The following is a 25,360-nucleotide window of genomic DNA, read 5'->3' on the forward strand; positions in this document are numbered from 1 at the left end:
TTCGCCGGGGAACCCTGCCCCGGCTCGGGCGCTTGTGCGGGCATGACTTCAAACGGCACATCTTCGGCAAAGGTCTGGCTCGTCTGCAACGCGGCCAGCGGCAGCAACAACGACGCGGCGGTGGAGGAACTGCTCGCAGCCTTCGAGGCGGCTGGCCTCGGCCCTGACCGGGTGCTGCGCTTTCCCGACGATCCCGCCCCTCAGCCCGCCGATCTCGATGCGGCGGGCGTGGATATGCTGGCGGTATTCGGCGGTGACGGCACCACACACTCGGTGGTCATGGAGGCCTATGGCTGGGGCGGTGCCGTGCTGGTGCTGCCGGGCGGGACGATGAACCTGCTGGCCAAGCGCATGCACGGCGACGTACCTGCGCCCGAGATCGTCGCGCGACTTTCCGGCGCGGCGCTGAGCACGTTGCGTCCGCCGGTGATCGTCTCCCGCCACGGCATCGGCCTCACCGGCGCGCTCGCCGGGCCGGGGACGGTGTGGAACGAAGTGCGCGAGGCGATGCGCGCGATGAACGTGATCGATTTCGTCGCCTCGACGCGCGAGGCGATCGCCCAGTCCGCGAACGGCCCGAAAGTCATGTGCGCCGAGGTCGGTAGTACGGAGGTCGACGGGGGACGAGAGGAAGGCTATGCCGCGATCACGGTTGTTCCCAAGGACGACGGCCTGCGAGCGAACGGCTATTATGCCGAGTCGCTGGGGGACTACGCCGGGCAAGGCATCGCCCTGCTCAACCGGAATTTTCGCGACGGCCCGCACGACGAACTGGGCCGTCACCCCAGGCTACGGCTGGTCTGCCCCACGGGCGAGCCGATGGGCCTGCTGATAGACGGCGAGCCGTTCGACGGCGCCGCCGAGGAAATTTTCGAACTGGGCACCTGCGAGGTCGACCTGGTGACGACGAAGGAGTTCGACGGATAATGCACGGCAAGACGGCCTCGATGTACAACGGTCCGTTGCGGTTGTTCCACCTGAGCGACATCCATTTCGGGTTGGTCGATCAGCAGGCCATCGACTGGGCCAAGGCCTGCATCGATCGTGAGATGCCGCATGCCGTCGCGATCACCGGCGACCTGACCATGCGTGCCCGCCACCCCGAATTCCAGGCCGCGTGCGAGTGGATTCAGGGCCTCGACGTGCCGGTGACGGTCGAGGTGGGCAACCACGACATCCCCTACTTCAACCTCTACCAGCGTTTCTTCGACCCCTACCGCCGGTTCAAGGCGATCGAGCGGATGGTCGAGACCCAGCTGGACCTCCCCAACCTCGCCATCGTGCCGCTGCGCACGACCACGCGCGCGCAGTATCAGCGCTTTCCCTGGTCGAACGGCTGGGTGACCGATCATGCCCTGAAGCAGACGCTGGCGCAGATCGACGCCCTGCCCGAAGGCACGCGCGTCCTCGTCACCTGCCACCACCCGCTGCCCGAGCGCCGCGCGGACGGTAAGCTGCTGACCATCAACGGCACCCGCACGATGGAAGTGCTGGCCGGGCGCAAGGTCATGGCGGTGCTCTCGGGCCATATCCACGACCCGTTCGACCTGACCGAGCAGACGCCCGCCGGGCCGCTGCGGATGATCGGTGCGGGCACGCTGTCGAAGCGCATCCGCTCCACCCCGCCGAGCTTCAACGAGATCGTGATCGACGGCGACCAGATCCGGGTGACCGCGCGCAATCTCGAGAAGGTGCCGACTCCGGCGATGCAGATCGACGAAGTGCCGGAAAACGCCCTCCCCCCGCGCGAACCCGGCGAGCCGGTGTCGCCGGTCGGCAAGGTGCCGCCGGTCGATCCGCCGGTGCATTGATAGCTGGAGCTTTCCTCAAGCTCAGCGGTGACCCTTCGACAAGCTCAGGGTGAGCGGAGGTAGTTTAAACCTCTCGGCGAAGGGTGTTATAAACCTCCCACCCGCTCATCCTGAGCTTGTCGAAGGATGGGAGGAGTCACCATCGCCCTCCCCGCGCGCGATCAGATCGCCTTTTCGCGCAAGTCCTGCATCGCGCCGTAATCGTTGCGCGCACGGTCGCAGGCGGCTTCGGAACCACGCTGGCAGTCGCGGGTGTTCTTCTCGTAGCTGCGGTTGAGCTTGCCCAGTTCCTCATCCCGCTTGCGCAGGGCGCGACCGCGCTTTTCGTCGGATTCGGACTGGCTGGTGGTGGTCCAGTCCACCGCCTTGCCCGCCACGCGTACCGGGGCGGTGACGATGCTGGCGGCGGTGCGCACGCAGCCCGAGAGCATCGGCAGGGCCATCAGCACGGCGACAGGGAGGACAATTCGTTTCACCACGCCAATTTCACACGCGCCGGATGATAGCGCAATGAACAATCGCCTCTAAAACGCCGGACTACAAACGACAGGGGCCGCTCCCTTGCGGAAGCGGCCCCATGGTTTCACGTGGAACGCCTGAAAGGATCAGGCGGTCTCGGCGGTGTCGTAGTACTTGGGCGCGTGCTCGTTGAGGATCGCGAGGATCTTCTTGAGCGCGGCCTGCTCGTCGGTCTTTTCCATTGCCGCGAGTTCGCGGGCCAGGCGCGACGAAGCGGCTTCGAAGATCTGACGCTCCGAATAGCTCTGTTCGGGCTGGTCGTCGGCGCGGAACAGGTCGCGGGTCACTTCTGCGATCGACACGAGGTCGCCCGAGTTGATCTTCGCTTCGTATTCCTGGGCACGGCGCGACCACATGGTGCGCTTCACCTTGGGCTTGCCCTTGAGGGTATCGAGCGCTTCGCGCAGGGTCTTGTCCGAAGACAACTTGCGCATGCCGATCGATTCGACCTTGTTGACGGGAACGCGCAGGGTCATGCGCTCTTTCTCGAACCGCAACACGTAAAGCTCGAGCTGCATCCCGGCGATTTCCTGCTTCTGCAGCTCAATAACCCGACCAACACCGTGCTTCGGGTAAACGACGTAATCTCCAACATCGAATGCATCGATCCTGGTTGCCATGTATCGTCCTTTCACCTGCAGGGTTCCAGTTTGTTCAAATCGGGAGATAACCGGGGGTGCGACAGGGAGACGAATCGTCTCCGCGCCCGGTCAGATCACTCTCCCAACCGTCTGCTTTCGAACCCTGCCTCGCAATGAAAATGCCTGCCGAACGAGCAGAAGGCTCGGGCAGTTGAACGATTATATAGCAGCAATATGCCAAAAAATCCAGAGGCGCGTAAACGTTTCCGTTTCGCGCCTCATGGGTCTTCCGTGGCTCTGTTGCACAAAGCGCAAACCACGGGAATCTGCGGGTTTTGATCGGCGAGCCTCAGGCCCGCCGCAGCAGGATCAGTCGCCTTCGCCGGGTTCGGGCGAGAAATACTTTTCGAACTTGCCTTCCTCGCCCTTCATCGCGTCGGCATCGTCCGGCGCGTCCTTGCGGGTGGTGAGGTTGGGCCATTCCGCCGAATACTTGGCGTTGATCTCCATCCACTGCTCAAGGCCGCTCTCGGTGTCGGGCAGGATCGCTTCCGCCGGGCATTCGGGCTCGCACACGCCGCAGTCGATGCATTCGCTGGGGTTGATGACCAGCATGTTCTCGCCTTCGTAGAAGCAGTCCACGGGGCAGACTTCCACGCAGTCCGTGTACTTGCACCTGATGCAGGCGTCGGTGACGACATACGTCATGAGTGCGGTATCCTTCCTTCAGGCGTCATTCGATTCGGGCGCAGCTATGGGATCGACGGGCCTGCCGTCAAGCACTCTGTAGCAGCTGACAGCTTCGCTATAGGGTCCGCGCCGTTCGGGCAAGGATAGGACTTCTATCACCCGCACGCCTCCAGCTATCGGAAGCGTCAGCACGTCGCCCGCCGCGATCTTCTGGTGGGCGCGGTCGATGCGGCGGCCGTTGAGCCGCATGTGGCCCTCTTCGGCCAGCGTCTGCGCGACCGGCCGGGTCCTGGCGAGGCGCAGGAACCACAGCAGCTTGTCGACGCGCATCCCTGTCGCCATCGGTCCTCCCTACCGCACCCGGCTACCGCACCATGTCCGCAAGCGCCGCGAAGGCGCCGTCGCGCCGCACCGGGGCCGCGCGCTCGGGCTCGGCCTGGCGGCGGGGCGGACGCCAGCGCCAGCGCACCGGGGCGGGCGGCCCGTGCTGTCCTTCCGCCAGCGCGCGCGGCATCAGCGGCTGGAATCCGCCGAGCCGGAGCAGCCGCGCATAGCTGGACGTCGTCAGTCCCATCGAGACCGCCCGCGCCGGATCGAGCGCGAAGCTGCCGCGCTTTTCCGCCGCACGAAGTTCATGCGCTTCGCGCAGCAGCTTCTCGGCCATGTCGAGGCGCAGCAATTGCTTGCCCAGCGCGCGGTAGCCGGGCGGCGGGCGGTGGTTTCCGGCAGGGAGCACCGGCGGCATGTCGGGAGCGGGCGCTCCGCCCTCCTTCTTGCCCGAAACTTTCGCCAGCTGCCGCCACAGCGCGATGACCGGCGTGCGCAGCATGGCGGGCACGAAAAGGTCGAGCGCCCCTACCCGCACGCCCAGCCGCGCCAGCATCGTGCGGCGCTGCTTGTCGAGTCGGCCCAGCCCCGAATCCTCGCGCGCGGTCATGCCGCCGCGCTCGACCAGGGTGATGAGCAGCGCGCGCAAGTCCGACCCGGCGTCGGTCGCGCGGCTCGCCTCGTCCAGCTTGGCGAGCGGGGCGAGCGGCTTCAGCGCCGCCTCCAGCCACACTTCCAGCGCGGCGACGAGCGCCTTGCGCGACACGTCGGGCACGGCATCGAGCGCGCGGTCGGGCACCATCACCGGCGTCAGCAGCGCGCGGCCGGGCGCGAGGCTCGCCAGCTTCTGCCCGTCCCAGACAAGCGCGCCGTCGGCCAGGGTAATCGCGGCGGTGCCTTCGTGAATGCCCGTGACCAGCGCATCCGCACGCGTGCCGAGCAGCGTGGACAAGTGCTTTTCCGCCGCCGCCAGCAGCAGCTTGCGATCAGACAGGCGCGCGCCGGGATCGACCTGGAAGGTGAAGCCGCGCAGCGAGCCGATGTGCTCGCCCTCGACCAGCACTTCCTCGTCTTCCAGCCGGACCGAGAGCAGTCCGGTATCCGGTCCCAGCTTCTTCATCAGAACGGCCGTCCTGCGGTTGATGAATCGTTCCGTCAGCTTTCCGTGAAGTGCGTCCGAAAGTCGAGCCTCAACCGCACGGGCGCGGGCGGCCATTTCGTCGCGGGCGAGTACCCAATCGGGACGCTGGGCGATGTAGGCCCACGAACGGATCGCGGCGATGCGGCCCTGCAGCGTGTCGATGTCGCCGCCGGTGCGGTCCAGTTGCGCGATCTGCCCGGCGACGAAATCGGCCCCGAGTTCGCCGCTGCGGAGGTCCTGCCACAGCCGCGCGACGAAGCGCGAATGCGTCTCCACGCCCTGCTGGCGGAAGTCGGGAAGGCGGCACACGTCCCAGAAGCGGCGGACCTGACCGAATCCGCGAACGGTGTCGGCCACTGGTCCCTCGTCCGCGAGGCGCTTGAGCACGGCAAGGTCGATGGCCTCGGGCGCAGGCGCGAGTTCGGGGCGCAGCGGCGGCGTCTCGAGGTCGGCGATCAGGGTGGCGAGGCTGTCGAAGCGGGGCTCGGGCTCGCGCCAGAACAGCTTGGTCAGCGGCGCGAAACGGTGTTCCTCGATCGCGTAGATTTCTTCCGGATCGAATTCGGAATCGTGGCCGCCCGTTCCCGTCAGCGTGCCGAAGCTGCCGTCCTTCTGGTGGCGCCCTGCCCGCCCGGCGATCTGCGCCATCTCGGGCGGCGTCAGGCGGCGGTGGCGGCGGCCGTCGTACTTGGAGAGGCCCGCGAAGGCGACATGCTCGACATCGAGGTTGAGGCCCATGCCGATCGCGTCGGTGGCGACGAGGTAGTCCACCTCCCCCGACTGGTAGAGCGCCACCTGGGCGTTGCGCGTCTGCGGGCTGAGCGCGCCCATCACCACCGCCGCGCCGCCCCGGAACCGGCGCAGCATCTCGGCGATGGCGTAGACCTGCTCGGTCGAGAAGGCGACGATGGCGCTGCGGGGCGGCACGCGGCTGAGCTTCTTCGCGCCCGCGTGAGTCAGGGTGGAGAAGCGCGGGCGGGTGACGACCTCCACCCCGGGCACCAGCGCCTTCACCAGCGGCTCGGCGGTGGAGGAGCCGAGGATCATCGTCTCCTCGCGACCCCGTGCGTGCAGCAGGCGGTCGGTGAAGACGTGGCCGCGCTCGCGGTCCGCCGCCAGTTGCGCCTCGTCGATGGCGACGAAGGCCATCGAGCGTTCGGACACGGGCATCGCCTCGGCCGTGCAGAGCAGGTAGCGGGCGTTCTTCGGCTCGATCCGCTCCTCGCCAGTGATGAGCGCGACGCTGGCCTCGCCCTTGATCTTGACTACGCGGTCGTAGACCTCGCGCGCCAGCAGTCGCAGCGGGAAGCCGATCATGCCGCTGGAGTGGGCGCACATCCGCTCTATCGCGAGGTGTGTCTTGCCGGTGTTGGTCGGGCCAAGCACCGCCTTCACCGCGCCGGGAGCGTCCTTTAATGCCGAGCCGTTCCGGTGCTGAACCATTATGCCGGTGAATGTGGCACCGCAGCCCGCCGCTCGCAAGACTCGGGGTATCCCGCAGACCCCCCTGAATCCACAGTCTTAGGATGTTCGTAACCTTGTTCGGGCAGGGAAATTGCGCGAGGTCCGCCGCTGCGGACCAAAGGGTTGCAACGAGGGAACCGCGCGAAGGTGTTCAAGCCGCAGCAGCGCGATCGCGATGATCGCGCTGAAACTCAGAACCCGGACGGGCTGACGCCTGCGGCCACGCGGCGCGACGATGCCGTGCTTCTGGTGTTTCCCGCAGAGCAAGGCCGTTCTCGGCCAGCGGTCCCGGATCAGGTCCGGGACGACGAAGCTTCACCCCGCCCTTCCCTGAGCGCCCGGGTCGAGAGCTGGTGCGACCGTATCGAACTGGCCCCCGACCTTGCCGCCGACATCGGCAGTCGCAAGTGGCTGCGCGGGCTCGCCACGATGCTGGGCCTGAGCGGCGCGGCGCTGGCGCTGCTCCCCGGTTTCAGCGCGGTCGAGGCTGCGGCGACGATGCCGCTGGGCGCCAGCCAGCAGGGCGAATTCCGCAGCCAGTCGATCGCCCCGCTCGCGCTGGGGGCCGACACCGGCCGCCACATGGGCGCGACGCCGCTGGTCAGCCCGCTGACCGGCGTGCCCGAGCGGCCGACCGTGCAACTGACCTCGACGCTGGGACAGGGCGACACCCTCCCCGGCCTGCTCCAGCGCGCGGGACTGGGATCGGCCGAGGTGGCGCAAGTGACGCAGCTGGTCAGCCAGGTCGTGCCGGCCGGAGAAATCGGTTCGGGCACGCAGTTCGACATCACGCTGGGCCGCCGTCCCGCCGAGGGCGCGGCGCGGGCGCTCGATTCGCTGTCGTTCCGGGCGCGCTTCGACCTCGATCTTTCCATCGAGCGCGGTGCCGGTGGTCTGATGGCGGTGCGCCATCCGATCCGGGTCGACGAGACCCCGCTGCGCATTCGCGGCACCGTAGGCTCCAGCCTCTACCGCTCGGCGCGCAATGCCGGGGCGCCGGTGGGGGCGATCCAGTCGTACTTGCGCGCGGTGGACAAGTATCTCAGCCTCGACAGCGACCTGCGCTCGGGCGACGAATTCGACATGATCCTGTCCTACAAACGCTCGGCCAAGGGCGAGCGCGAGGTGGGCGACCTGCTCTATGCAGGCGTCGCGCGGGGCGGGAAGCCGCAGCTGCAGCTGATGCGCTGGGGCAATGATGGGCAGATGTTCGCCGCCAGCTCCATCGGCCAGCCGCGCGCGGTGCCGATCGGCCAGCCGGTGGCGAGCACGCGGATCACTTCGCCTTATGGCGGGCGGCGCCATCCGATCCTCGGCTATGTGCGGATGCATGCCGGTATCGACTTCGGCGCGCCTTACGGAGCGCCGATCTATGCGGTGGCGGACGGCGTGGTGACGTTCGCCGGGCGGCATGGCGGGCACGGCAACTACGTGCGGCTGCAGCACGGCGGCGGTCTCGGCACCGGCTACGGCCACATGAGCCGCATCGCCGTCAGCAATGGTACGCATGTGCGAGCCGGGCAGGTGATCGGCTATGTGGGCTCCACCGGGCTTTCGACGGGACCGCATCTGCACTTCGAGGCCTATCGCGGCGGGCGCACCATCAACCCGGCGGGAATCGCGGTGATCCAGCGGCCCGAGATCGACGGGCGCGAGCGCGATGCCTTCAAGGCGCGGCTCAATGCACTGCTGGGCGTGACTCCGGGTGCGGCGCTGGGATCGATCGAGCCGGTGGCGAGCGATCCGGTCGAGACCACGCGCGAGATCGACAAGTTGGGGCGGTGATGCCTTATCCTCCCCGTTGCGCAGCGATGGGGAGGGGGACCGCCGACGAAGTCGGTGGTGGAGGGGAGCCGGCCCCCTCCGTCAGTCGCTGCGCGACTGCCACCTCCGCATCGCTTCGCGACAGGGAGGATCAAGGCAGTCCCGCGCACTCCAACCCGCGCAAATCGCAACCCTCCCCCGATTGCCCCCGCCTTCGTTTTCCGGCAAGCACCCCGCCATGACCGGCACGTATCCCCACACCCGCCTCCGCCGTACCCGCGCCACCGCCTGGAGCCGCGCGCTTCACCGCGAGACGGTGCTGACCCCGGCGGACCTCATCTGGCCCCTCTTCATCACCGAGGGCGAAGGCGTGGAGCAGCCCATCGCCGCGCTGCCGGGCGTGTCGCGCTGGTCGGTGGACCTCATCGTCGAACGGGCGAAGGAAGCGGTGGACCTCGGCATCCCGGTGCTCGCGCTGTTCCCGCACACCCAGCCCGATCGCCGTAGCGAGGACGGGGCCGAGGCGCTCAACCCGGACAACCTGATGTGCCGCGCGATCCGCGCGATCCGGGCGGAACTGGGCGATAAAATCGGCCTGCTCACCGACGTGGCGCTCGATCCCTACACCAGCCACGGACAGGACGGGCTGATCGACGATGCGGGCTACGTCCTCAACGACGAGACGGTCGAGGCACTGGTCGGCCAGTCGCTCAACCAGGCCAACGCGGGTGCTGACATCATCGCCCCGTCGGACATGATGGATGGCCGCATCGCCGCCATCCGTGACGCGCTGGAGGACGCGGGTCACATCAACGTCCAGATTATGAGCTACGCCGCCAAGTACGCCTCGGCGTTCTACGGCCCGTTCCGCGACGCGGTCGGATCGCGCGGGCTGCTCAAGGGCGACAAGAAGACCTACCAGATGGACCCCGGCAACACCGAGGAAGCGCTGCGCGAGGTCGAGATGGACCTCGCCGAAGGCGCCGACACGGTGATGGTGAAGCCGGGCCTGCCTTACCTCGACATCATCCGCCGGGTGAAGGACACGTTCGAGGTGCCCGTCTTCGCCTATCAGGTGTCCGGCGAGTACGCGATGATCGAGCACGCCGTCGCGGCGGGCGCGGCGGATCGCGACGCCATGGTGCTGGAGACGCTGACCGCCTTCAAGCGCGCCGGCGCCTCGGGCGTGCTGACATATCACGCTGCCCATGCGGCGCGGCTGCTGCGTGGTTAGGATCGAGACCGACCGCCTGATCCTGCGCGACTGGGGTGAGGGCGACATCGCGCGCTTTGCCGAGGGCACCAATACGCCCGCCGTCATGCGCCACCTCGGCGGGGTGATGGACGATGCCAAGGTGGCGCTGTTCGAGGAGCGCGTGCTGGGCTTCCAGCACCGTCTCGGCCACACCTTCTGGATCGCCCAGCGCAAGGACGACGGCGCGGTGCTCGGCTTCTGCGGCCTCAAGGTTATCGACGCGCCGGGGGCGACGTTCCCCGGCGAGATGGAGATCGGCTGGCGGTTCCGTGAGGACTCCTGGGGGCAGGGATATGCGAAGGAAGCCGCCATCGCCTCGCTCGATGCCGGGTTCGAGCGGTTCGGGGCGGCGGAGATCTTCGCCATCACCAATATCGAGAACACCGCCAGCTGGGGCCTGATGCTGCGCCTCGGCATGGTGCGGCGCGCGGAACTGGACTTCGTCGATGCGCGGTTCGAGCCGCCGGTGGGCGATACGATCGTCCATTCGATCACCGCCGGGGTGTGGCGGAGCATTGGGCGCGCGGGGCGCTAGCCGTAGGTCATCACCACACACTTCGTCATTGCGAGCGCAGCGAAGCAATCCAGGGCGGCGCCAAACTGCCCTGGATTGCTTCGCTGCGCTCGCAATGACGAGTGAAGGTCTATCCTTCCCTGCCGGCACCACGTACCTGTCTTGCCGCAATGACCGACACCGCCGAGCACATGCTGCAAACCGCCCGGACAACCCCGCCACGCCGCGGCCTGTTCGTCGCCACCATCCTCGTCGGCAGTTTCCTGCTGTTCCTCGTCCAGCCGATGGTGGCGCGCATGGCGCTGCCCCGGCTCGGAGGCGCGCCGAACGTGTGGAACAGCGCGATGCTGGTCTATCAGGCGCTGTTGCTGGCGGGGTACGCCTATGCGCACTGGCTCGGCCGGTTCGCGCTGAAGCGGCAGGCGATGATTCACCTCGCGCTGCTGCTGGTCGCCGCGCTGACGCTTCCGGTCGGCCTGATCGACATGCCGCGCATCGCCGGGCTGCCCGAGGCCGCATGGGTGCCATTGCTGCTGGGCGCGAGCATCGGCCCGGTATTCTTCGTAGTCTCCGCGCAGGCGCCGCTGATGCAGCGCTGGTTCGCCGCTGCGCCCGAAGCGGGTGCACCTTGGGCGCTCTACGCCGCCTCAAACTTGGGCAGCTTCGCAGGGCTGATCGCCTATCCGCTGCTGGCCGAGCCGTTGCTGAGCGTGCGCTTGCAGAGCCTCGCGTGGTCGGGCGGCTTTGCGGTGCTGGTGGTGCTGGTGGCGCTCGCGGGGTTCAGCCGCCGGACTGCTCCCGCGCCGGTTACGCAGGCCCACGCAGCCGAGCGCATCCCCGGCCGCACCATCGGCCTGTGGCTGCTGCTGTCGGCAGTACCCTCGGGGCTGATGCTCTCGACCACCACGCATCTCACCACCGACATCTTCGCGATGCCGCTGCTCTGGGTGATCCCGCTCGGGCTCTACCTGCTGAGCTTCGTGATCGCGTTCTCCGACCGGCGCGGCCCTGCCACCGTCGTCAGCCGCGTGGCGCCGGTGGTGGTGCTGTTCATGGGCAGCTACGCGATGCTGTCGAACGGGTCGGGCACCTTGTGGGCGGTGGCGGGCACCTGCCTGCTGCTGCTCTGCGTGGCGACGACGCTGCACGCGCGGCTCTATGACCTGAGGCCGGGAGAGGCGCAGCTTACCCGCTTCTACCTCGTCATGTCGGCGGGCGGAGCGCTGGGCGGCGTGTTCACCGCGCTGATCGCGCCGCTGGTGTTCGACTGGGCCTGGGAGCACCCCCTGCTGGTCCTCGCCGCCGCGTTGCTCATGCCGCTGCGCCCGCTGCTGAACTGGCGCGACAACGCCGACATGGAGCCCGGCATGGCGCGCATCGCGCTCGGCGTGGTGCTGGCCTTCGCAGGCTTCCTCGGCTGGGAGCTGCTGGAGACGATGCTCGACCCGGAAGAGGTGCTGTTCAGTCTGATGCTGACGGTGTTCCTCGTTGGCCTCGGGATCATGGTCATGGCCTGGCGCTGGGGCTTCGCGGCGGTGCTGCTGATCGCGATGGTCGGGCAGGGCGGATTCTGGACCGTGCGCGCGACGCTGGAGCATGAGCGCACCCGCAGCTATTTCGGCATTTATACCCTGCGCGATGATGCGGAAGGGCGGTTCCGCACGCTCGCCCACGGCACCACGCTACACGGCATGCAGGCGCTCGATCCCGCGCACACGCACGATGCGCTGACCTACTACGGTCCCGGCTCCGGCGTCGCCCTCGCGCTGGCGGCAGTACCCGCCATCGAGGGGCCGCAGGCGCGCGTGGGCGTCGTCGGGCTCGGCACCGGCTCGCTCGCCTGCCGCTCGCAGCGGGGGCAGGACTGGACCTTCTTCGAGATCGACCCGGTGGTGCTGCGCTTCTCCACGACGCGGCAGTTCACCTTCCTCAAGGACTGCACCCCCAAGGCCCGCGTGGTGATCGGCGATGCCCGGCTGGAACTGGCACACGTCGCGCCGCGCAGCTTCGACGTGCTGGTGATCGACGCCTTCTCCTCCGATGCCATCCCCATGCACCTGCTGACGACCGAGGCGCTGGCGGTCTACCGCCGCGCGCTGACGCCGGGGGGGCTGCTGATCCTGCACATCTCCAACCGCTACATCGACCTTGCGCCGGTGGTCGGCGCCAATGCGCGAGCGAGCGCGCTCATGGCGCTTTCGCGGCTGGACTTTCCCGAGGACGAAGTGCGCTACACCCCCTCGCGTTGGATCGCGCTTTCGGCGGATCGGGCCGTGCTCGACAGGCTTGCAAGGCAGCACCCCGATGCCCCATGGAGCAAGCTTGAAGAACGGGCGCCGGAACCCTGGACGGACGATCACGCTTCCATCCTGCCGTATGTCCGCTGGAGCAGGCTGACGGGGAATCCATGACCGACCGTAACGACATCACAATCGCGCCTTTCAACGGCAAGGCGCCGCGCATCCATTCCAGCGCCTTCATCGCGCCCGGCTGCCGCATCATCGGCGATGTCGAGATCGGCGCCGACGCCAGCATCTGGTACAACTGCGTGATCCGCGCCGACATCAACCGCGTGGTCATCGGTGCGCGCACCAACATCCAGGACGGCACCGTCGTCCATTGCGACAGCCCCAAGCCGCATCGCCCCGAAGGCTACGCCACCATCATCGGCGAGGACGTGCTGATCGGCCACATGGTCATGCTGCACGGCTGCAAGCTGGAAGACCGCGCCTTCATCGGCCTCGGCGCGATCGTGATGGACGGCTCCTATGTCGAGAGCGACGGCATGCTGGCGGCGGGCTCGCAGCTCACCGGCAAGCGCATCGGTGCTCGCCAGCTCTGGATGGGCCGCCCGGCAAAGTACCTGCGCGATCTGACCGACGAGGCCGTTGTCGCCAACCAGGCGGGCGTGAAGGGCTATGTCCTCAATGGCCGCCTGCATGCCGAGGCGCTCGGGCTGAAGGGCTGATGGCGCGGCCCAGGGCGATGCTGCCTGATGCCGAGGCGCTGCGAGCGCTGGTCGATGCGGAAGGAGCCCTGGCCCTGCGCGTAACCCCGGGCGCCAAAGTCGAAGCGTTGGAAATCGCCGGGAACCGCCTCACCGCCAAAGTCCGCGCAAAGCCGGAGGACGGCAAGGCCAACGCCGCCGTGCGCGACCTGCTCGCCCGCGCGCTGGGCGTGGCGCCTTCGCGGCTGGAACTGCTGCGAGGCGCAACATCGCGTGAGAAGCAGTTCCGGGTGAACTGATGCGGGTTCCTCCCCGAGCTTGTCTAGGGGAGGGGGACCGCCGCCGCAGGCGGTGGTGGAGGGGCAGGAGGCGGGAAATTCCCCCTCCGTCACCGACTTCGTCGGCGCCACCTCCCCGAGCAAGCTCAGGGAGGAACACGGACCTACCGCCCCATCCCGCGCGCCAGCCTGCCGAGCACTTCGCGCATCGACGTCGCGATTTCCGCAGGCTCAGGCGCGACGTCGGTGATGGCGCGCTCCATCGCATCGGCCCACTGGTTCGCCGTCAGCGCCTCGATGGTGAAGGGCGCGTGCAGGCTCATCATGCAGCGGCCGGGGTTTGCCTCGAACCAGTCGCGCGGGCCGCCCGCCCACCCGGCGAGGAACTTCGGCAGCGAGGCCCGCATCGGCGTCAGGTCCGCCGCATGCATCGCGCGCAGCTCGGCATAGGCCGGATCGCTGTCCATCAGGTCGTAGAAGCGGTTGGCGATCGCCTCGAACACCGGAGCGCCGCCGAGGCGGTGGTAGGGGGTGTCCGGTACGGGGGAGGGCTGTTCCATGCTGCCCCTCTAGCGCATCGTCCGCACGCACGCATTGATCGCGGTCAATCGCGGATCAGGGCGCGCAGGGTTTCGATGCGGTCGGCTTCGTGCGCGGGCTTGTCGGCGCGGATGCGGCTGATGCGGGGGAAACGCATGGCGACTCCGGACTTGTGGCGCTTGCTGGCGTGGACCGAATCGAAAGCCACCTCGAACACCAGCGACTTGTCCGTCTCACGCACCGGGCCGAAGCGGCCCACGGTGTGGTTGCGCACGTGGCGGTCGAGCCACTTCAGTTCCTCGTCGGTGAAACCGAAGTAGGCCTTGCCCACCGGCAGCAGCTCCGCTCCGGCATCGGGATCGCCGTCCCAGCAGCCGAAGGTGTAGTCCGAATAGAACGAGGAGCGCTTGCCCGATCCGCGCTGGGCATACATCAGCACGCAGTCGATCAGCAGCGGATCGCGCTTCCACTTGTACCACAGCCCGGTCTTGCGCCCCGCGACATAGGGGCTGTCCCGCCGCTTGAGCATTACCCCCTCGATCGCATCGTCTCGCGCGCGTTCGCGGATGGCGGACAGGTCGGCGAAGTCGGCGGCGGGGATCACGGTGGAGATGTCGAACTGGTCGGCGGGCAGGCGCGGCAACAGCGCCTCCAGCGCGGCGCGGCGCTGATTCCAGGGGAGGGGGCGCAAGTCCTGCCCCTCCAGGATCAGCACGTCGTAGAGGCGCACGAAGGCGGGATATTCCTCGCGCATCTTCTTCGAGACGGTCTTGCGACCGAGGCGTTGTTGCAGCGCGTTGAAGCTGGCCGCGCCGCCCTCTTCGCCGCCCTGATGGGCACCGCGTACCAGCAGTTCGCCGTCCAGCACGCCGTCGATATGCAGCGCCTCGGCGACCTCGGGGAAAGTGGCGGAAATGTCGTCGCCGGAGCGGGAATAGACGCGCGTTTCTCCGCCCGCCCGAACCACCTGCACGCGGATGCCGTCCCACTTCCATTCGGCGGCATAGTCGGCCAGATCGACCTCCGTGTCCTCCAGCCCGTGCGCCAGCATGAAGGGCCGGAACAGCGGCAGATCTTCGGAATTGGGAGGCTCGGCACCGTGCGCGGCCCAGTCGAACAGCGGGGCATAAGGCGGCGTCTGGCCGTGCCAGTGCTCCTCCACATCCTCCACCGCGACGTCGAAAGCCTGCGCGAAAGCCGTCTTGGCGAGACGCGCCGAAATGCCAATGCGCATCGCCCCAGTCGCCAGCTTGAGCAGGGCATAGCGGCCGTTGGCATCCAGCCGGTCGAGCAGCTTCGGCAATTCCACCATGACGTTGGCGCGCGTCATGCGGGAAAGCGCATCCACCGCCTCCGACACCGTAGGCGGAGAGGGTGCCTCCGCCGGTTCGGGCCAGAGCAGGCTGGCGGTCTCTGCGGAATCGCCCACGTATTCGCGGCTGAGCGTCCAGAGCACCGGGTCGATCCGCTCGGTCAGGAGATTGCGGATGGTCGAACTCTTCACCGCCGGGAAATCGAGCCCATCGGTCAGCGCGGCAAGCGCCCAGCCGCGATCCGGATCGGGCGTGTCGCGCAGGTAGTCGGCCAGCAGCTTGAGCTTGGCGTTGCGGCTGCGGGTGTAGACCAGCGCGTCGAGAAGGGCGGCGAAGTGTTCCATCAGGAAAGAGAAGTTCTGGGGCCATCGCCCCAGACCCCCATAGCGTCGAGGTCGCGCGCGCAGCCTCGTTTCGCGCTCACTTCGAGCCGGGAGACAAATGGCCTGCGGCGCCAAGTGGGGCTGAGGCGGCTGCGCGCACGACGACGACAGTAAAGGGGGCTGGGGCGCCGATAAGCTCTGGGGCCCCAGGACTTCTCTTCAATCATCTTCATCCTCATACCCCACCAGAGCCAGCGCCCGCGCCTTCCTCTGGTTCAGCTCGCACCAGCGCAGCATGGCTTCCTCGCGCCCGTGCGTGATCCATGTCTCGGCGGGGTTCACGTCCACCACGGTCTGCGTCAGTTCGTCCCAGTCGGCGTGGTCGGAGATCACCAGCGGCAGTTCCACCATCCGCTGCCGCGCGCGCTGGCGCACCCGCATCCAGCCGGAGGCCATCGCCGTGATCGGATCGGGCAGGCGGCGGCTCCACCGGTCGTTGAGCGCCGAGGGCGGGGCGACGATCACCGCGCCGGTGAGTTGCTCCTTGCTAGCATCCGACACCAGCCGCAGGTCGCCCAGATCGACGCCCCATTCTTCATACAGTCGGCACATCCGCTCCATCGCGCCGTGGAGCCAGATCGTGTCCTGGTGCCCGGCGCGGCGCAGTTCGGCGATCAGGCGTTGGGCCTTGCCCAGCGCATAGGCGCCGACGAGCACGCAGCGCTCCGGATTGGCGGCGAGGGCGGAGAGCAGCTTGGCGATCTCCTCCTCCACCGGTGGGTGGCGGAAGACGGGCAGGCCGAAGGTCGCCTCGGTGACGAGCACGTCGCAAGGGGTGACCTCAAAGGGCGGGCAGGTGGGATCGGCGCGGCGCTTGAAGTCGCCGGTGACGATGATCCGCTCGCCCGCGTGTTCGAGCAGTATCTGCGCGGAGCCGAGGACGTGTCCGGCGGGAATCCAGGTGGCGTGGACTTTGCCCGGCAGGGCGATGCGGGTTCCGTAGGGGACGGGCACCGCGCCTTCCTCGGTGGCGTAGCGCAGTTTCATGATGGCGAGGGTTTCGGGGGTGGCGAACGTCGCGCCATGGCCGCCGCGGGCGTGGTCGGCATGGCCGTGAGTCACCAGCGCGCGATCGACGGGGCGGGCGGGATCGATCCAGCAGTCGGCGGGGACGACGTGGATGCCCCAGGGCTCGGGTCTGATCCAGGAGAAATCGCGGGGCATGGATAGCAGAAGAGGCCGGGAACCCGTGTGGTTCCCGGCCTCTCCATGTTGTGTGGTCACGCGCCCACCCCGGTGCGACTAACTCGCTTCGCTCGTAAGTCTCCCGGCCCTCCCCGCAGGCGGGAAGGCAAAACACCGGTCTCTCATTCCCCTCCCGCTTGCGGGAGGGGGCAGGGGTGGGCAATTCCCGGATCAATCGTCGGCGTTGGTATCCGCCTGCGGACCGGGCTTCTTCGCCCGCTTCACCGGCACCTTCTTCTTCGTCTTGGACACCTTGGGCGCCGAGGGGGTCAGTTCGAAGTTCAGCGCGTTCTCCTTGACCGAGACGTGCACTTCGCCGCCGTGGGCCAGCTTGCCGAACAGCAGTTCTTCCGCCAGCGGCTGCTTGACCTTCTCCTGGATCACGCGGCCCATCGGGCGCGCGCCGTAGAGCTTGTCATAGCCCTTGTCGCCCAGCCAGCTGCGTGCGTCCGAGTCGAACTGGATATGGACGTTCTGGTCGGCCAGCTGCAGTTCCAGCTGGAGGATGAACTTGTCCACGACCCGGCTGATGGTGTCCTTGGCGAGGTACGCGAAGGGCACGATCGCATCGAGGCGGTTGCGGAATTCGGGGGTGAACATCTGCTTCACCGCTTCCTCGCCGGCATCCTCCTTCGAGGTGTCGCCGAAGCCGATGCCCTGCTTGGCCATGTCCGAAGCGCCCGCGTTGGTGGTCATGATGAGCACCACGTTGCGGAAATCGACGGTCTTGCCGTGGTGATCGGTCAGGCGGCCGTTGTCCATCACCTGCAGCAGGATGTTGAACAGGTCGGGGTGCGCCTTCTCGATCTCGTCGAGCAGGAGGACGCAGTGCGGGTTCTGGTCGATCGCGTCGGTCAGAAGGCCGCCCTGATCGAAGCCGACATAGCCCGGAGGCGCACCGATCAGGCGGCTGACCGAATGACGCTCCATGTATTCGGACATGTCGAAGCGCTTCAGCTCGATGCCCATGATGCTGGCGAGCTGACGGGCCACTTCGGTCTTGCCGACACCCGTAGGCCCGCTGAACAGGAACGAGCCGATCGGCTTGTCCGGATCGCGCAGGCCAGCGCGGCTCAGCTTCATCGCGGTGGCGAGGAGGCCGATCGCCTTGTCCTGGCCGAACACCACGCGCTTCAGGTCACGTTCGAGGTTCTCCAGCGCCTTCTTGTCGTCGGACGAGACCGACTTGGGCGGGATGCGGGCCATCGTTGCGATGACCTGCTCGATCTCGCGCGCGGTGATGGTCTTCTTGCGGCGGCTGGGTGGCAGCAGCATCTGCATCGCGCCCACTTCGTCGATCACGTCGATCGCCTTGTCGGGCAGCTTGCGGTCGTTGATGTAGCGGGCCGAAAGCTCAACCGCGGTCTTGATCGCATCCGGCGTGTACTTGACGCGATGGTGATCCTCGAACGCGGTGCGCAGGCCCTTGAGGATCTTGATGGTATCCTCGACCGTGGGCTCGTTCACGTCGATCTTCTGGAACCGGCGCAGCAGGGCGCGGTCCTTCTCGAAGTGGTTGCGGAACTCCTTGTAGGTGGTCGAGCCGATGCAGCGGATCGTCCCGCCCGACAGTGCCGGCTTCAGCAGGTTAGAGGCGTCCATCGCCCCGCCGCTGGTCGCGCCCGCGCCGATCACCGTATGAATCTCGTCGATGAAGAGGACCGCGTGCGGCATCTTCTCCAGTTCGGAGACGACCTGCTTCAGACGCTCTTCAAAGTCGCCGCGATAGCGGGTGCCCGCCAGCAGGCTGCCCATGTCGAGCGAGTAGATCACCGCCTCGGTCAGCACTTCAGGCACTTCGCCCTCGACGATCTTGCGCGCCAGGCCTTCGGCGATGGCGGTCTTGCCCACGCCCGGATCGCCCACGTAGAGCGGGTTGTTCTTGGAGCGGCGGCACAGGATCTGGATCGTGCGGTCCACTTCGGGGCCGCGGCCGATCAGCGGATCGACCTTGCCCGCCAGCGCCTTCTCGTTGAGGTTGACGGTGAACTGGTCGAGCGCGGAGTCCTTCTTGTTGGCGGACGCCTTGGCCTCGGCCTTGTCCTCGGGCGTGGGCGGGGTTTCGTCGGACGAGCCCTTGGCGGTGCGATCCTCGATCCGCTTGCCGCCCTTGCCGATGCCGTGGCTGATATAGCTGACGGCGTCGAGGCGGCTCATGTCCTGCTGCTGCAGGAAGTAGACCGCGTAGGAATCCCGCTCGGAGAACAGCGCGACGAGCACGTTGGCGCCGGTCACGGTGTCCTTGCCGGACGACTGCACGTGCAGGATCGCGCGCTGGATCACGCGCTGGAAACCGGCGGTCGGGGCGGGATCGCCCTTTTCCTCGGTCTTGAGCGACTGGTATTCCTGGTCGAGATACTGGCGCACCACGTCGCCCAGATCGCCGAGGTCCACGCCGCAGGCCTGCATGACCTGCGCCGCGTCGGTGTCGTCGATCAGCGCGAGCAGCAGGTGCTCGAGCGTCGCGTACTCGTGGCTCCGCTCAGACGCGTGAGACAGAGCCGAGTGCAGGGTCTTTTCAAGGCTTTGGGCGAAACTTGGCATTTAGGCGACCTTCATCGTGAGGGACGGCTCTCCCGGGAGGTTCCCGGCCCGCAGGGGAGATTGGCGGGTCAGGGTTACGAGGTTGATATAGGGACGTTCAGGATGGTTGCGAGGGTGGCCATGGGGGTAAGCGCCCGAGGTCGCCCGAAGGCTGCCAGAGGAGGCTGCGATTCTCAAGATGATCGCGGCCTGAACAGGGCGTCCGCCGCGAGGCGGTGGGCCGATGATGCGTTCCGGTGCGCGCGGATGCGGGCGATCTCGATTTCGAGAAGCGCAACCCGCGCGTCGAGTTCGTCCAGCGAATAGCGATCGAGGCTTTCACCGGCGAGGTGGCTGGCGGCTCCGAAGTCGCCCTCGGATGACCGCCGCAGAGGTCGGTCTTCTTCGTCCATTGCGGTGCAGCATCGGACTGGAATGCGAGGCTGTCAATGGGTCCTTCGACTGGCCGGAGGATATGTGTTCCGGCGCGAGGCCGGGTTAAAACTCTGTCGTCATCCCAGCGAAGGCTGGGACCGCTGGCCGTCTGCTCTACGCTGCCGTGATGCCTGGCTGGACATACATCCTCACCAACAAGCCCCATGGCGTGCTGTACATCGGCGTCACGGCTGACCTGCCCGCGCGCATGATGCAGCATCGCGGCGGTGCGGGGTCGGCGTTCTGTCGGAAATACGGACTCAAGCGGCTGGTGCTGATCGAGCCGCACGGCCGGATCGAGGATGCGATTCGGCGCGAAAAGGCGATGAAGGCGTGGAAGCGGGAATGGAAGATCCGGCTTATCGAGGAAGCCAATCCGGAATGGGCGGATCTGTTCGAGCGTTTGTTGTGAGCGGGGGCGCCGTTCAAAGCGCCCGCCATGGTGAAAACGCCCGTCATCCCAGCGAAGGCTGGGACCGCTATGACCCTGTTGCGCACTGTCGTTCGCAAACCACTTGCCACAAAAGCCCCGCACGCCAGCGTTCAGCATGACGGCCAGCGGTCCCAGCCTTCGCTGGGATGACGAGCGTTTTTGAGCGGACGTTGCGTGCTTGCCGCATACGCCCAGCCCGCAGCGTTCAGCACGGCGGCCAGCGGTCCCAGCCTTCGCTGGGATGACGGGCGTGTTTGAGCGGGCGCCCCGTGTTTGCGCCCCGCTCTCCACCCACTACTTGCCGTCCACCCCCGGCTCCGCAATGCCCTTGCGCGCGCGGTATTCCGGGCTGTGCAGCGCGTCCACTTCGGCCTGGCGACGCTTGAGGTAGAAATCGCGCGTGGCTACGTAAGGGTCGGCGGCGGCGCGGTTGGCCTTGATCTGCTCGTCGAAGGCGACTCGGTCGTTCATCGACTTCACGATGCCGGTGGAAAGCCCGTAGACCGGCTTGTTGAACGGCTTGCCGATCAGCGTGGGCAACACCGCCAGATCGAGGACGCGTCCGACCAGATCGCGCGCCGTCGTCGGACCCAGCACGGGCACGAACAGGTACGGCCCGTTGCCGATGCCGTGATAGGCGAAAGTGTTGGCGAATCCGTTCTCGCGGTAGGGCAGGCGGAACGGCTTGCGCTTGGCCATGTCGAACAGCCCGGCGACGCCGACCGTACTGTTGATGACGAAGCGGCCTGCCGTCTCCATCGCCTTGCCCGGCTTGAACTGCAGCAGGTAGTTCACGAAGACGATCGGCTCCGCGAGGTTGATAAGGAAGTTGCGCAGGCCGTTGCGGATCGGCTTGGGCACGACCCGCTCGTACGTTCCCGCGACCGGGGCGACGACCACCTTGTCCACCGCCTCAACCACCGCGAAGCTGGCCGCATTGACGCCCGAGAACGGGTCGGCCTCTATCTGGCGGGGGCTGGAACTGACGATGATGACGTTCTCGTCCTCCGCCGCAGGCACGCTGCCGGGCGGGGGCGTTCCCGCAGGCGGGGCCGGAGCGTGAATGGTCGGCGCGTGGTCGGCCAGCGGCTGTGCAGCCACTTCCGGCACGGGAGTCGTCACCGCGCCCGGCGTCCCGATCGCCGGGTGATCCTGAAGGTTGGCTCCGCCGCCCGCCAACAGAACGGATAGAGCTATAGTCGACACGCCCACTTCCGTACTTCCTCTGATGAACCCATCCGCACGGTACGGCTGCGACCCGAAGTGGAGTGAACACCACTATCATCATAAAATCGAGAGACTTTGTCAGTGCGGCCGCAGGCACCGTCCCGCTTCGGGAGGCAGGGCCAAGAAAGGGAGTTCCCCACCCCCCGCATCCTGTGGCACAGGGAGGTTCATGTTAGCTGACCTTCCTGTCACCATGACCGCCGTTGGCTACGATGCACCCGGCGGCCCCGAAGTCCTGCGCCCTGAAACCGTCACGGTGCCCCGGCCCGGCCCCGGCGAGGTGCTGGTCAAGGTCGCCTTCGCGGGCGTCAATCGCCCCGACGTGGTGCAGCGGCTTGGCAATTATCCGCCGCCGCCGGGCGCCTCGCCGATCCCGGGGCTGGAGGTTTCCGGCACCATCGCGGCATTGGGCGAAGGTGTGAGCCAGTTCCTTCCCGGCCAGGAAGTCTGCGCGCTCGTTTCGGGTGGCGGCTATGCGCAGTACTGCATCGCCAAGGCCGGGCACTGCCTGCCGGTGCCCGAGGGCTTGTCCCTTGCGGAAGCCGCGGCGCTGCCGGAAACTCTTTTCACCGTTTGGCACAACGTCTTCGAGCGCGGCCTGGCGCGTGAGGGCGAGTGGCTACTCGTCCACGGCGGCACCAGCGGCATCGGCACGATGGCGGCGATGCTGGGGCGGCACTTCGGGCTGACGGTGATCGTCACCTGCGGCTCGCCCGACAAGTGCGCGGCGGCACTGAAGATCGGCGCGCATCACGCGATCGACTACAAGGCCACCGACTTCGTCGAGGAAGTCGCGCGGATCACCGGAGGGCGCGGCGTCGACGTGGTGCTCGACATGGTCGCGGGCAGCTACGTCGCGCGCAACCTCAAGTGCCTCGCGCCCGATGGCCGCCACGTCACCATCGCGGTGCAGGGCGGTGCGAAAGCGGAGGTGAACATGGCGGTGGTCATGACCCGGCGCTACACGCTGACCGGTTCGACGCTGCGCCCGCGCACGGACGCGTTCAAGGAAGCGGTTGCGCAGGAGATCCTCGAATGCGCCTGGCCGCTGGTCGAGGAAGGCCTGCTGCGCCCGGTGATGGACACGCGCTTTCCGTTCGCCGAAGCCCCCGCCGCGCATGCGCGGATGGAGGCCGGAGACCACGTCGGGAAGATCGTGCTGGAGGTGTGAAAGGTGCACTTATGGTACCCTTGGGTGCCTTTGAGTGCCGTCAAATCATGACGAAATGCGCGTTTCACGTGAAACGCATCGACGGAATGACGCAATTTTCGGCCCCTTTTGCTTGCTCCTTCGGCAAAAATTCCCTAAATCGAAACCGTGAGGCCGCTCCGCGAAGGGGCGGCCCTTATTGTTTCCGCCGGAGATAGAGAATGAGCCAGCCCACTCCGCTGATGCCGCACGCGACCGCCTCGTGGCTGGTCGACGTTACCTCGCTGACTTTCGAGCAGATCGCAGAATTCTGTGGCCTGCACATGCTCGAAGTGCAGGCGATGGCCGACGATCTGGCATCCAGCAAGTATACCGGCCGCGACCCCGTTCGCTCGGGCGAGCTGACGATGGAAGAGATCGAGAAGGGGCAGGCCAACCCTGACTACAAGCTGCGCATGCACAAGGTGCCGCTCGCGCAGAACCGTACCAAGGGCCCGCGCTACACCCCGGTGTCGAAGCGTCAGGACAAGCCGGACGGCATCGCCTGGATCCTGCGCAACCACCCCGAGGTTTCGGACGCGCAGATCGGCAAGCTGATCGGCACCACGCGCAACACGATCGCGGCGATCCGCGACCGTTCGCACTGGAACATCGCCAACATCACGCCCAAGGACCCGGTCACGCTGGGCCTGTGCTCGCAGCGCGAGCTGGACGCCCTCGTCGCCAAGGCCGCGAAGAAGGCGGGCATCCAGGACACCGGCGAGGGCGATGAGCGCCTGGTCGATGACCGTCAGGCGCTGATCGACGAACTGCGCGCAGAGCGTCAGGCGCAGGTCCAGGCCGCGTCGGAAGCCGCGCAGGAAGCCGAAGTCGCCGCCTGGCTTGAAGCCAAGCGCGCTGCCGAAGCCGCCGAGGCTCGTGGCGAGTAACTTCGCTTTGGCCTGACGGCTGAATCGAAAAGGGGACATGGGAGCTGATCCCATGTCCCCTTTTTCGTGTCCGCTCTCGGGGGGCTTCGACAAGCTCAGCCTGAGCGGGGTTTGAGGTTTACACTACTTCCGCCCACCCTGAGCTTGTCGAAGGGTCACGGCTGAGCCCTCACTCCGCCGCCGCCGAAAGCTCCTCTTCGTCTTCCTCGGCGATGACCTCGATCGGCGCCGAAGCGGGCAGGCGAGCGATCGACGGCGGCATCTGTCCGCCATTGGGCGACAGGCGCCCTTCGAGGCGCGCGCCCTGCTCGATGGTCAGCGTGTCGTAGGACACGTCGCCCTCGATCCGCGCGGTCTTGAGGATCACGACTTCGCGCGCCGAAACCGATCCGCGCACGAGTCCTGCGACGCGTACCGATTCGGCCCGCACCGCGCCGTTGATCTCGCTGCCTTCGCCCTGGATCAGGGCCTTGCAGGAAATGTCGCCGTTGACGCTGCCGTCGACGTGCAGGTCGGCGCTTGCCGAAATGTCTCCGCTGATGACGGTGTCGCCGCCCAGCATCGAGAAGCTCGAACTGTTGATGCTCGCACGCGAGCTTATGAAGGCCTTGGCCATGTCAGTGGTTCTCCTCCTGGCCCCTGTTGCTGCTGTTGTTCGCCCCCTGAAGACGTGCCGCTTCGAGGAACGGACGCGGGTTGACCGGATGGTCGTTCACGCGAACCTCGAAGTGGAGATGCGGGCCGGTCGAGCGCCCGGTGCTGCCCATTGCACCGATCAGCGCCCCGGCATCGACGTCCTGACCCACGCGGGTGCGGAAGCCGGAAAGGTGCCCGTAGCGGGTCATCAGCCCGTTGCCGTGCGTCACCTCGATGCAGTTGCCGTAACCGGACTTCTGCCCGACGAACGTGACGCGCCCCTTGGCGGCGGCGTAGATCGGCGAGCCCATCGGCCCCGGGAAGTCGAGGCCCGCGTGGAACGCGGCGCCGCCGGTGAAGGGGTCCGAACGATAGCCGTAGCTGGACGAGACGTAGGCGACGTGCGCCGGGCTCACCTGCGGGATCGAGGCGAGTCCGTTCTCCAGCGCGTCCATGCGGGCAAGGCTCTTGCCCATCGTCAGGAAGCGCGGATCGACGCTGCCGTCGGCCCCGGTCGCCAGCTTCACCAGCGGACCACCCTCGGCCATGCGCGCGCGCGAAATCATCGCATTGGGATTGAGCCCCAGCTTGCGGATCGAGGCCATCGCGGCGTCCGAACGCTGGTCGGCGTAGCGGGTGAGACGATCGACCAGCGCCAGCTGCTTCGCCTCGATGTCGGCAAGGTTGCCGACGCCGGGAACGGCGGCGCTGACTTTCTTCGCGGTCGCTTCGGTCTGCGCGGTAGGTCGGGTATCTCCGGACTCCTCGGGAAGTTCCTGGATATGCGCATCGACCATCTGTTCGATGAACTGCTGTCGGCGGGCGAGGTCGGACGCGACCGAATCGACGTTGCGGCGGTACTGCGCGACGCTCTTCTCGGCCTTGGCGACATTGGCCGCGCGCTCGGCGAGGGCAGCGCTTTCGCTGCCGACGGATGCCTGCGAGAGCGCCAGAGCGCCGACCGATGCGGCCCACATGCCGAGCACGCCGACGGCCGCACCTGCGGCGATCTTCTGTGCCCGCGCGGAAACGCGGATGAAACGGACCTGTCCCTGCGACCGCATGATGAACTCGCGGTCGGGGAACGCCGTCCTGAGGCGCTGGATGAACGCCCCGGTTGACTTGGAAAGCAAAACGACCCCGCTTGAAATCTATGTCTCAGTCCCGGATCGCGCCGGTAGCAGGCGGTAGTTACCAAAGCGAATCGGCTTGGCCCGAACCTCTGCGGAATCGGGGCGAGTCGAAAACAGATAGCGGTGAGCCGAGGAACCTTACCTTGGCGCGACCGTGAGACGACATACGAATCGATTGCATG

At 67.2% G+C, this 25,360-nt stretch carries 24 protein-coding genes; 11 read left to right on the forward strand and 13 right to left on the reverse strand.

Annotated features, from left to right (window positions below; all coding sequences use genetic code 11):
• The first annotated feature begins 42 nt into the window (after nt 1-42).
• Together BES08_RS13730 and BES08_RS13735 are read left to right on the forward strand one after the other, a co-directional pair.
• On the forward strand, nt 43-927 hold the full coding sequence (locus tag BES08_RS13730) for a diacylglycerol kinase family protein (protein ID WP_008830928.1): 885 nt from the start codon (nt 43-45) through the stop codon (nt 925-927).
• On the forward strand, nt 927-1,811 hold the full coding sequence (locus BES08_RS13735; RefSeq protein ID WP_197524381.1) for a metallophosphoesterase family protein: 885 nt from the start codon (nt 927-929) through the stop codon (nt 1,809-1,811). Before BES08_RS13730 ends, BES08_RS13735 begins: the two co-directional genes overlap by 1 nt.
• 161 nt (nt 1,812-1,972) lie before the next feature.
• Here the strand turns inward: BES08_RS13735 and BES08_RS13740 are convergent, their stop codons facing one another.
• The 5 genes from BES08_RS13740 to BES08_RS13760 form a co-directional block, all read right to left on the reverse strand.
• Nucleotides 1,973-2,287, reverse strand: a complete 315-nt coding sequence (locus BES08_RS13740; protein ID WP_083274677.1) for a hypothetical protein — start codon at nt 2,285-2,287, stop codon at nt 1,973-1,975.
• A gap of 129 nt (nt 2,288-2,416) precedes the next feature.
• Nucleotides 2,417-2,950, reverse strand: coding sequence for a CarD family transcriptional regulator (locus BES08_RS13745; protein ID WP_008830931.1), 534 nt, complete (start codon nt 2,948-2,950; stop codon nt 2,417-2,419).
• Between the two features lie 330 nt (nt 2,951-3,280).
• Nucleotides 3,281-3,619, reverse strand: a complete 339-nt coding sequence (gene fdxA, locus BES08_RS13750; protein ID WP_008830932.1) for a ferredoxin FdxA — start codon at nt 3,617-3,619, stop codon at nt 3,281-3,283.
• A gap of 18 nt (nt 3,620-3,637) precedes the next feature.
• Nucleotides 3,638-3,943 carry an RNA-binding S4 domain-containing protein gene (locus BES08_RS13755; RefSeq protein WP_008830933.1) on the reverse strand — a complete coding sequence of 102 codons (306 nt, stop codon included), beginning with the start codon at nt 3,941-3,943 and terminating at the stop codon, nt 3,638-3,640.
• Nucleotides 3,944-3,965: 22 nt separating this feature from the next.
• Entirely contained in the window at nt 3,966-6,512 is a 2,547-nt protein-coding gene (locus BES08_RS13760) for a helicase-related protein (protein WP_069708631.1), read from the reverse strand.
• Between the two features lie 168 nt (nt 6,513-6,680).
• Between BES08_RS13760 and BES08_RS13765 the strand changes: the two genes are divergently transcribed.
• The 6 genes from BES08_RS13765 (at nt 6,681) to BES08_RS13790 (ending at nt 13,312) form a co-directional block, all read left to right on the forward strand.
• Nucleotides 6,681-8,318: a M23 family metallopeptidase gene (locus BES08_RS13765; RefSeq protein ID WP_231958014.1), complete on the forward strand. Its 1,638-nt coding sequence runs from the start codon at nt 6,681-6,683 to the stop codon at nt 8,316-8,318.
• 217 nt (nt 8,319-8,535) lie between these two features.
• Nucleotides 8,536-9,531 (forward strand): porphobilinogen synthase, encoded by a 996-nt coding sequence (gene hemB, locus BES08_RS13770; protein ID WP_069708632.1) that lies wholly within the window; start codon nt 8,536-8,538, stop codon nt 9,529-9,531.
• A complete protein-coding gene (locus BES08_RS13775) occupies nt 9,506-10,087 on the forward strand; it encodes a GNAT family N-acetyltransferase (protein WP_069708633.1) in 582 nt (193 codons plus the stop codon). The genes hemB and BES08_RS13775 overlap by 26 nt, the downstream gene beginning before the upstream one ends.
• Nucleotides 10,088-10,236: 149 nt before the next feature.
• Complete coding sequence (locus BES08_RS13780) at nt 10,237-12,477, forward strand: spermidine synthase (protein ID WP_083274678.1); 2,241 nt, start codon at nt 10,237-10,239, stop codon at nt 12,475-12,477.
• Complete coding sequence (locus BES08_RS13785; RefSeq protein ID WP_069708634.1) at nt 12,474-13,034, forward strand: gamma carbonic anhydrase family protein; 561 nt, start codon at nt 12,474-12,476, stop codon at nt 13,032-13,034. The genes BES08_RS13780 and BES08_RS13785 overlap by 4 nt, the downstream gene beginning before the upstream one ends.
• Complete coding sequence (locus tag BES08_RS13790; protein WP_069708635.1) at nt 13,034-13,312, forward strand: DUF167 domain-containing protein; 279 nt, start codon at nt 13,034-13,036, stop codon at nt 13,310-13,312. The genes BES08_RS13785 and BES08_RS13790 overlap by 1 nt, the downstream gene beginning before the upstream one ends.
• A 143-nt stretch (nt 13,313-13,455) precedes the next feature.
• Here the strand turns inward: BES08_RS13790 and BES08_RS13795 are convergent, their stop codons facing one another.
• From BES08_RS13795 to BES08_RS13815, 5 genes are all read right to left on the reverse strand, one after another.
• Nucleotides 13,456-13,851, reverse strand: coding sequence for a group II truncated hemoglobin (locus BES08_RS13795; RefSeq protein WP_069708636.1), 396 nt, complete (start codon nt 13,849-13,851; stop codon nt 13,456-13,458).
• 44 nt (nt 13,852-13,895) lie between these two features.
• Entirely contained in the window at nt 13,896-15,488 is a 1,593-nt protein-coding gene (locus tag BES08_RS13800) for a cisplatin damage response ATP-dependent DNA ligase (RefSeq protein WP_069708637.1), read from the reverse strand.
• A 198-nt stretch (nt 15,489-15,686) separates the two neighbouring features.
• A complete protein-coding gene (locus tag BES08_RS13805) occupies nt 15,687-16,691 on the reverse strand; it encodes a ligase-associated DNA damage response exonuclease (RefSeq protein WP_069708638.1) in 1,005 nt (334 codons plus the stop codon).
• Between the two features lie 192 nt (nt 16,692-16,883).
• On the reverse strand, nt 16,884-19,256 hold the full coding sequence (gene clpA / locus BES08_RS13810; RefSeq protein WP_036525608.1) for an ATP-dependent Clp protease ATP-binding subunit ClpA: 2,373 nt from the start codon (nt 19,254-19,256) through the stop codon (nt 16,884-16,886).
• Nucleotides 19,257-19,429: 173 nt separating this feature from the next.
• Complete coding sequence (locus BES08_RS13815; RefSeq protein WP_036525606.1) at nt 19,430-19,648, reverse strand: DUF1192 domain-containing protein; 219 nt, start codon at nt 19,646-19,648, stop codon at nt 19,430-19,432.
• A 149-nt stretch (nt 19,649-19,797) separates the two neighbouring features.
• On the opposite strand from BES08_RS13815, the gene BES08_RS13820 reads away from it, so the two are divergent.
• Nucleotides 19,798-20,082: a GIY-YIG nuclease family protein gene (locus tag BES08_RS13820; RefSeq protein ID WP_083274679.1), complete on the forward strand. Its 285-nt coding sequence runs from the start codon at nt 19,798-19,800 to the stop codon at nt 20,080-20,082.
• Nucleotides 20,083-20,397: 315 nt separating this feature from the next.
• Here the strand turns inward: BES08_RS13820 and BES08_RS13825 are convergent, their stop codons facing one another.
• Nucleotides 20,398-21,309, reverse strand: coding sequence for an MlaA family lipoprotein (locus BES08_RS13825; protein ID WP_231958018.1), 912 nt, complete (start codon nt 21,307-21,309; stop codon nt 20,398-20,400).
• 190 nt (nt 21,310-21,499) lie between these two features.
• On the opposite strand from BES08_RS13825, the gene BES08_RS13830 reads away from it, so the two are divergent.
• Nucleotides 21,500-22,501: an NAD(P)H-quinone oxidoreductase gene (locus BES08_RS13830; RefSeq protein ID WP_069708641.1), complete on the forward strand. Its 1,002-nt coding sequence runs from the start codon at nt 21,500-21,502 to the stop codon at nt 22,499-22,501.
• A gap of 200 nt (nt 22,502-22,701) precedes the next feature.
• On the forward strand, nt 22,702-23,409 hold the full coding sequence (locus BES08_RS13835) for a DUF1013 domain-containing protein (RefSeq protein WP_008831388.1): 708 nt from the start codon (nt 22,702-22,704) through the stop codon (nt 23,407-23,409).
• Nucleotides 23,410-23,578: 169 nt separating this feature from the next.
• Here BES08_RS13835 and BES08_RS13840 read toward each other — a convergent pair whose 3' ends face one another.
• Together BES08_RS13840 and BES08_RS13845 are read right to left on the reverse strand one after the other, a co-directional pair.
• The gene (locus tag BES08_RS13840) at nt 23,579-24,025 is read right to left on the reverse strand and encodes a bactofilin family protein (protein WP_008831387.1); all 447 of its coding nucleotides are present in this window, start codon (nt 24,023-24,025) and stop codon (nt 23,579-23,581) included.
• A gap of 1 nt (nt 24,026) precedes the next feature.
• On the reverse strand, nt 24,027-25,178 hold the full coding sequence (locus BES08_RS13845; protein ID WP_008831386.1) for a M23 family metallopeptidase: 1,152 nt from the start codon (nt 25,176-25,178) through the stop codon (nt 24,027-24,029).
• Between the last annotated feature and the right edge of the window lie 182 nt (nt 25,179-25,360).

It is taken from the genome of Novosphingobium resinovorum (assembly GCF_001742225.1).
Classification (GTDB): Bacteria; Pseudomonadota; Alphaproteobacteria; order Sphingomonadales; family Sphingomonadaceae; genus Novosphingobium; species Novosphingobium resinovorum_A.

Coding starts and splice junctions, on each gene's coding strand:
- BES08_RS13780 (WP_083274678.1), top strand. CDS start 10,237: ATGACCGACACCGCCGAGCACATGCTGCAAACCGCCCGGACAACCCCG.
- BES08_RS13805 (WP_069708638.1), bottom strand. CDS start 16,691: ATGCCCCGCGATTTCTCCTGGATCAGACCCGAGCCCTGGGGCATCCAC.
- BES08_RS13835 (WP_008831388.1), top strand. CDS start 22,702: ATGAGCCAGCCCACTCCGCTGATGCCGCACGCGACCGCCTCGTGGCTG.
- fdxA (WP_008830932.1), bottom strand. CDS start 3,619: ATGACGTATGTCGTCACCGACGCCTGCATCAGGTGCAAGTACACGGAC.
- BES08_RS13790 (WP_069708635.1), top strand. CDS start 13,034: ATGGCGCGGCCCAGGGCGATGCTGCCTGATGCCGAGGCGCTGCGAGCG.
- BES08_RS13800 (WP_069708637.1), bottom strand. CDS start 15,488: ATGGAACACTTCGCCGCCCTTCTCGACGCGCTGGTCTACACCCGCAGC.
- BES08_RS13760 (WP_069708631.1), bottom strand. CDS start 6,512: ATGGTTCAGCACCGGAACGGCTCGGCATTAAAGGACGCTCCCGGCGCG.
- BES08_RS13755 (WP_008830933.1), bottom strand. CDS start 3,943: ATGGCGACAGGGATGCGCGTCGACAAGCTGCTGTGGTTCCTGCGCCTC.
- BES08_RS13735 (WP_197524381.1), top strand. CDS start 927: ATGCACGGCAAGACGGCCTCGATGTACAACGGTCCGTTGCGGTTGTTC.
- BES08_RS13815 (WP_036525606.1), bottom strand. CDS start 19,648: ATGGACGAAGAAGACCGACCTCTGCGGCGGTCATCCGAGGGCGACTTC.
- clpA (WP_036525608.1), bottom strand. CDS start 19,256: ATGCCAAGTTTCGCCCAAAGCCTTGAAAAGACCCTGCACTCGGCTCTG.
- BES08_RS13795 (WP_069708636.1), bottom strand. CDS start 13,851: ATGGAACAGCCCTCCCCCGTACCGGACACCCCCTACCACCGCCTCGGC.
- BES08_RS13840 (WP_008831387.1), bottom strand. CDS start 24,025: ATGGCCAAGGCCTTCATAAGCTCGCGTGCGAGCATCAACAGTTCGAGC.
- BES08_RS13785 (WP_069708634.1), top strand. CDS start 12,474: ATGACCGACCGTAACGACATCACAATCGCGCCTTTCAACGGCAAGGCG.
- BES08_RS13745 (WP_008830931.1), bottom strand. CDS start 2,950: ATGGCAACCAGGATCGATGCATTCGATGTTGGAGATTACGTCGTTTAC.
- BES08_RS13830 (WP_069708641.1), top strand. CDS start 21,500: ATGTTAGCTGACCTTCCTGTCACCATGACCGCCGTTGGCTACGATGCA.
- BES08_RS13730 (WP_008830928.1), top strand. CDS start 43: ATGACTTCAAACGGCACATCTTCGGCAAAGGTCTGGCTCGTCTGCAAC.
- hemB (WP_069708632.1), top strand. CDS start 8,536: ATGACCGGCACGTATCCCCACACCCGCCTCCGCCGTACCCGCGCCACC.
- BES08_RS13775 (WP_069708633.1), top strand. CDS start 9,506: ATGCGGCGCGGCTGCTGCGTGGTTAGGATCGAGACCGACCGCCTGATC.
- BES08_RS13820 (WP_083274679.1), top strand. CDS start 19,798: ATGCCTGGCTGGACATACATCCTCACCAACAAGCCCCATGGCGTGCTG.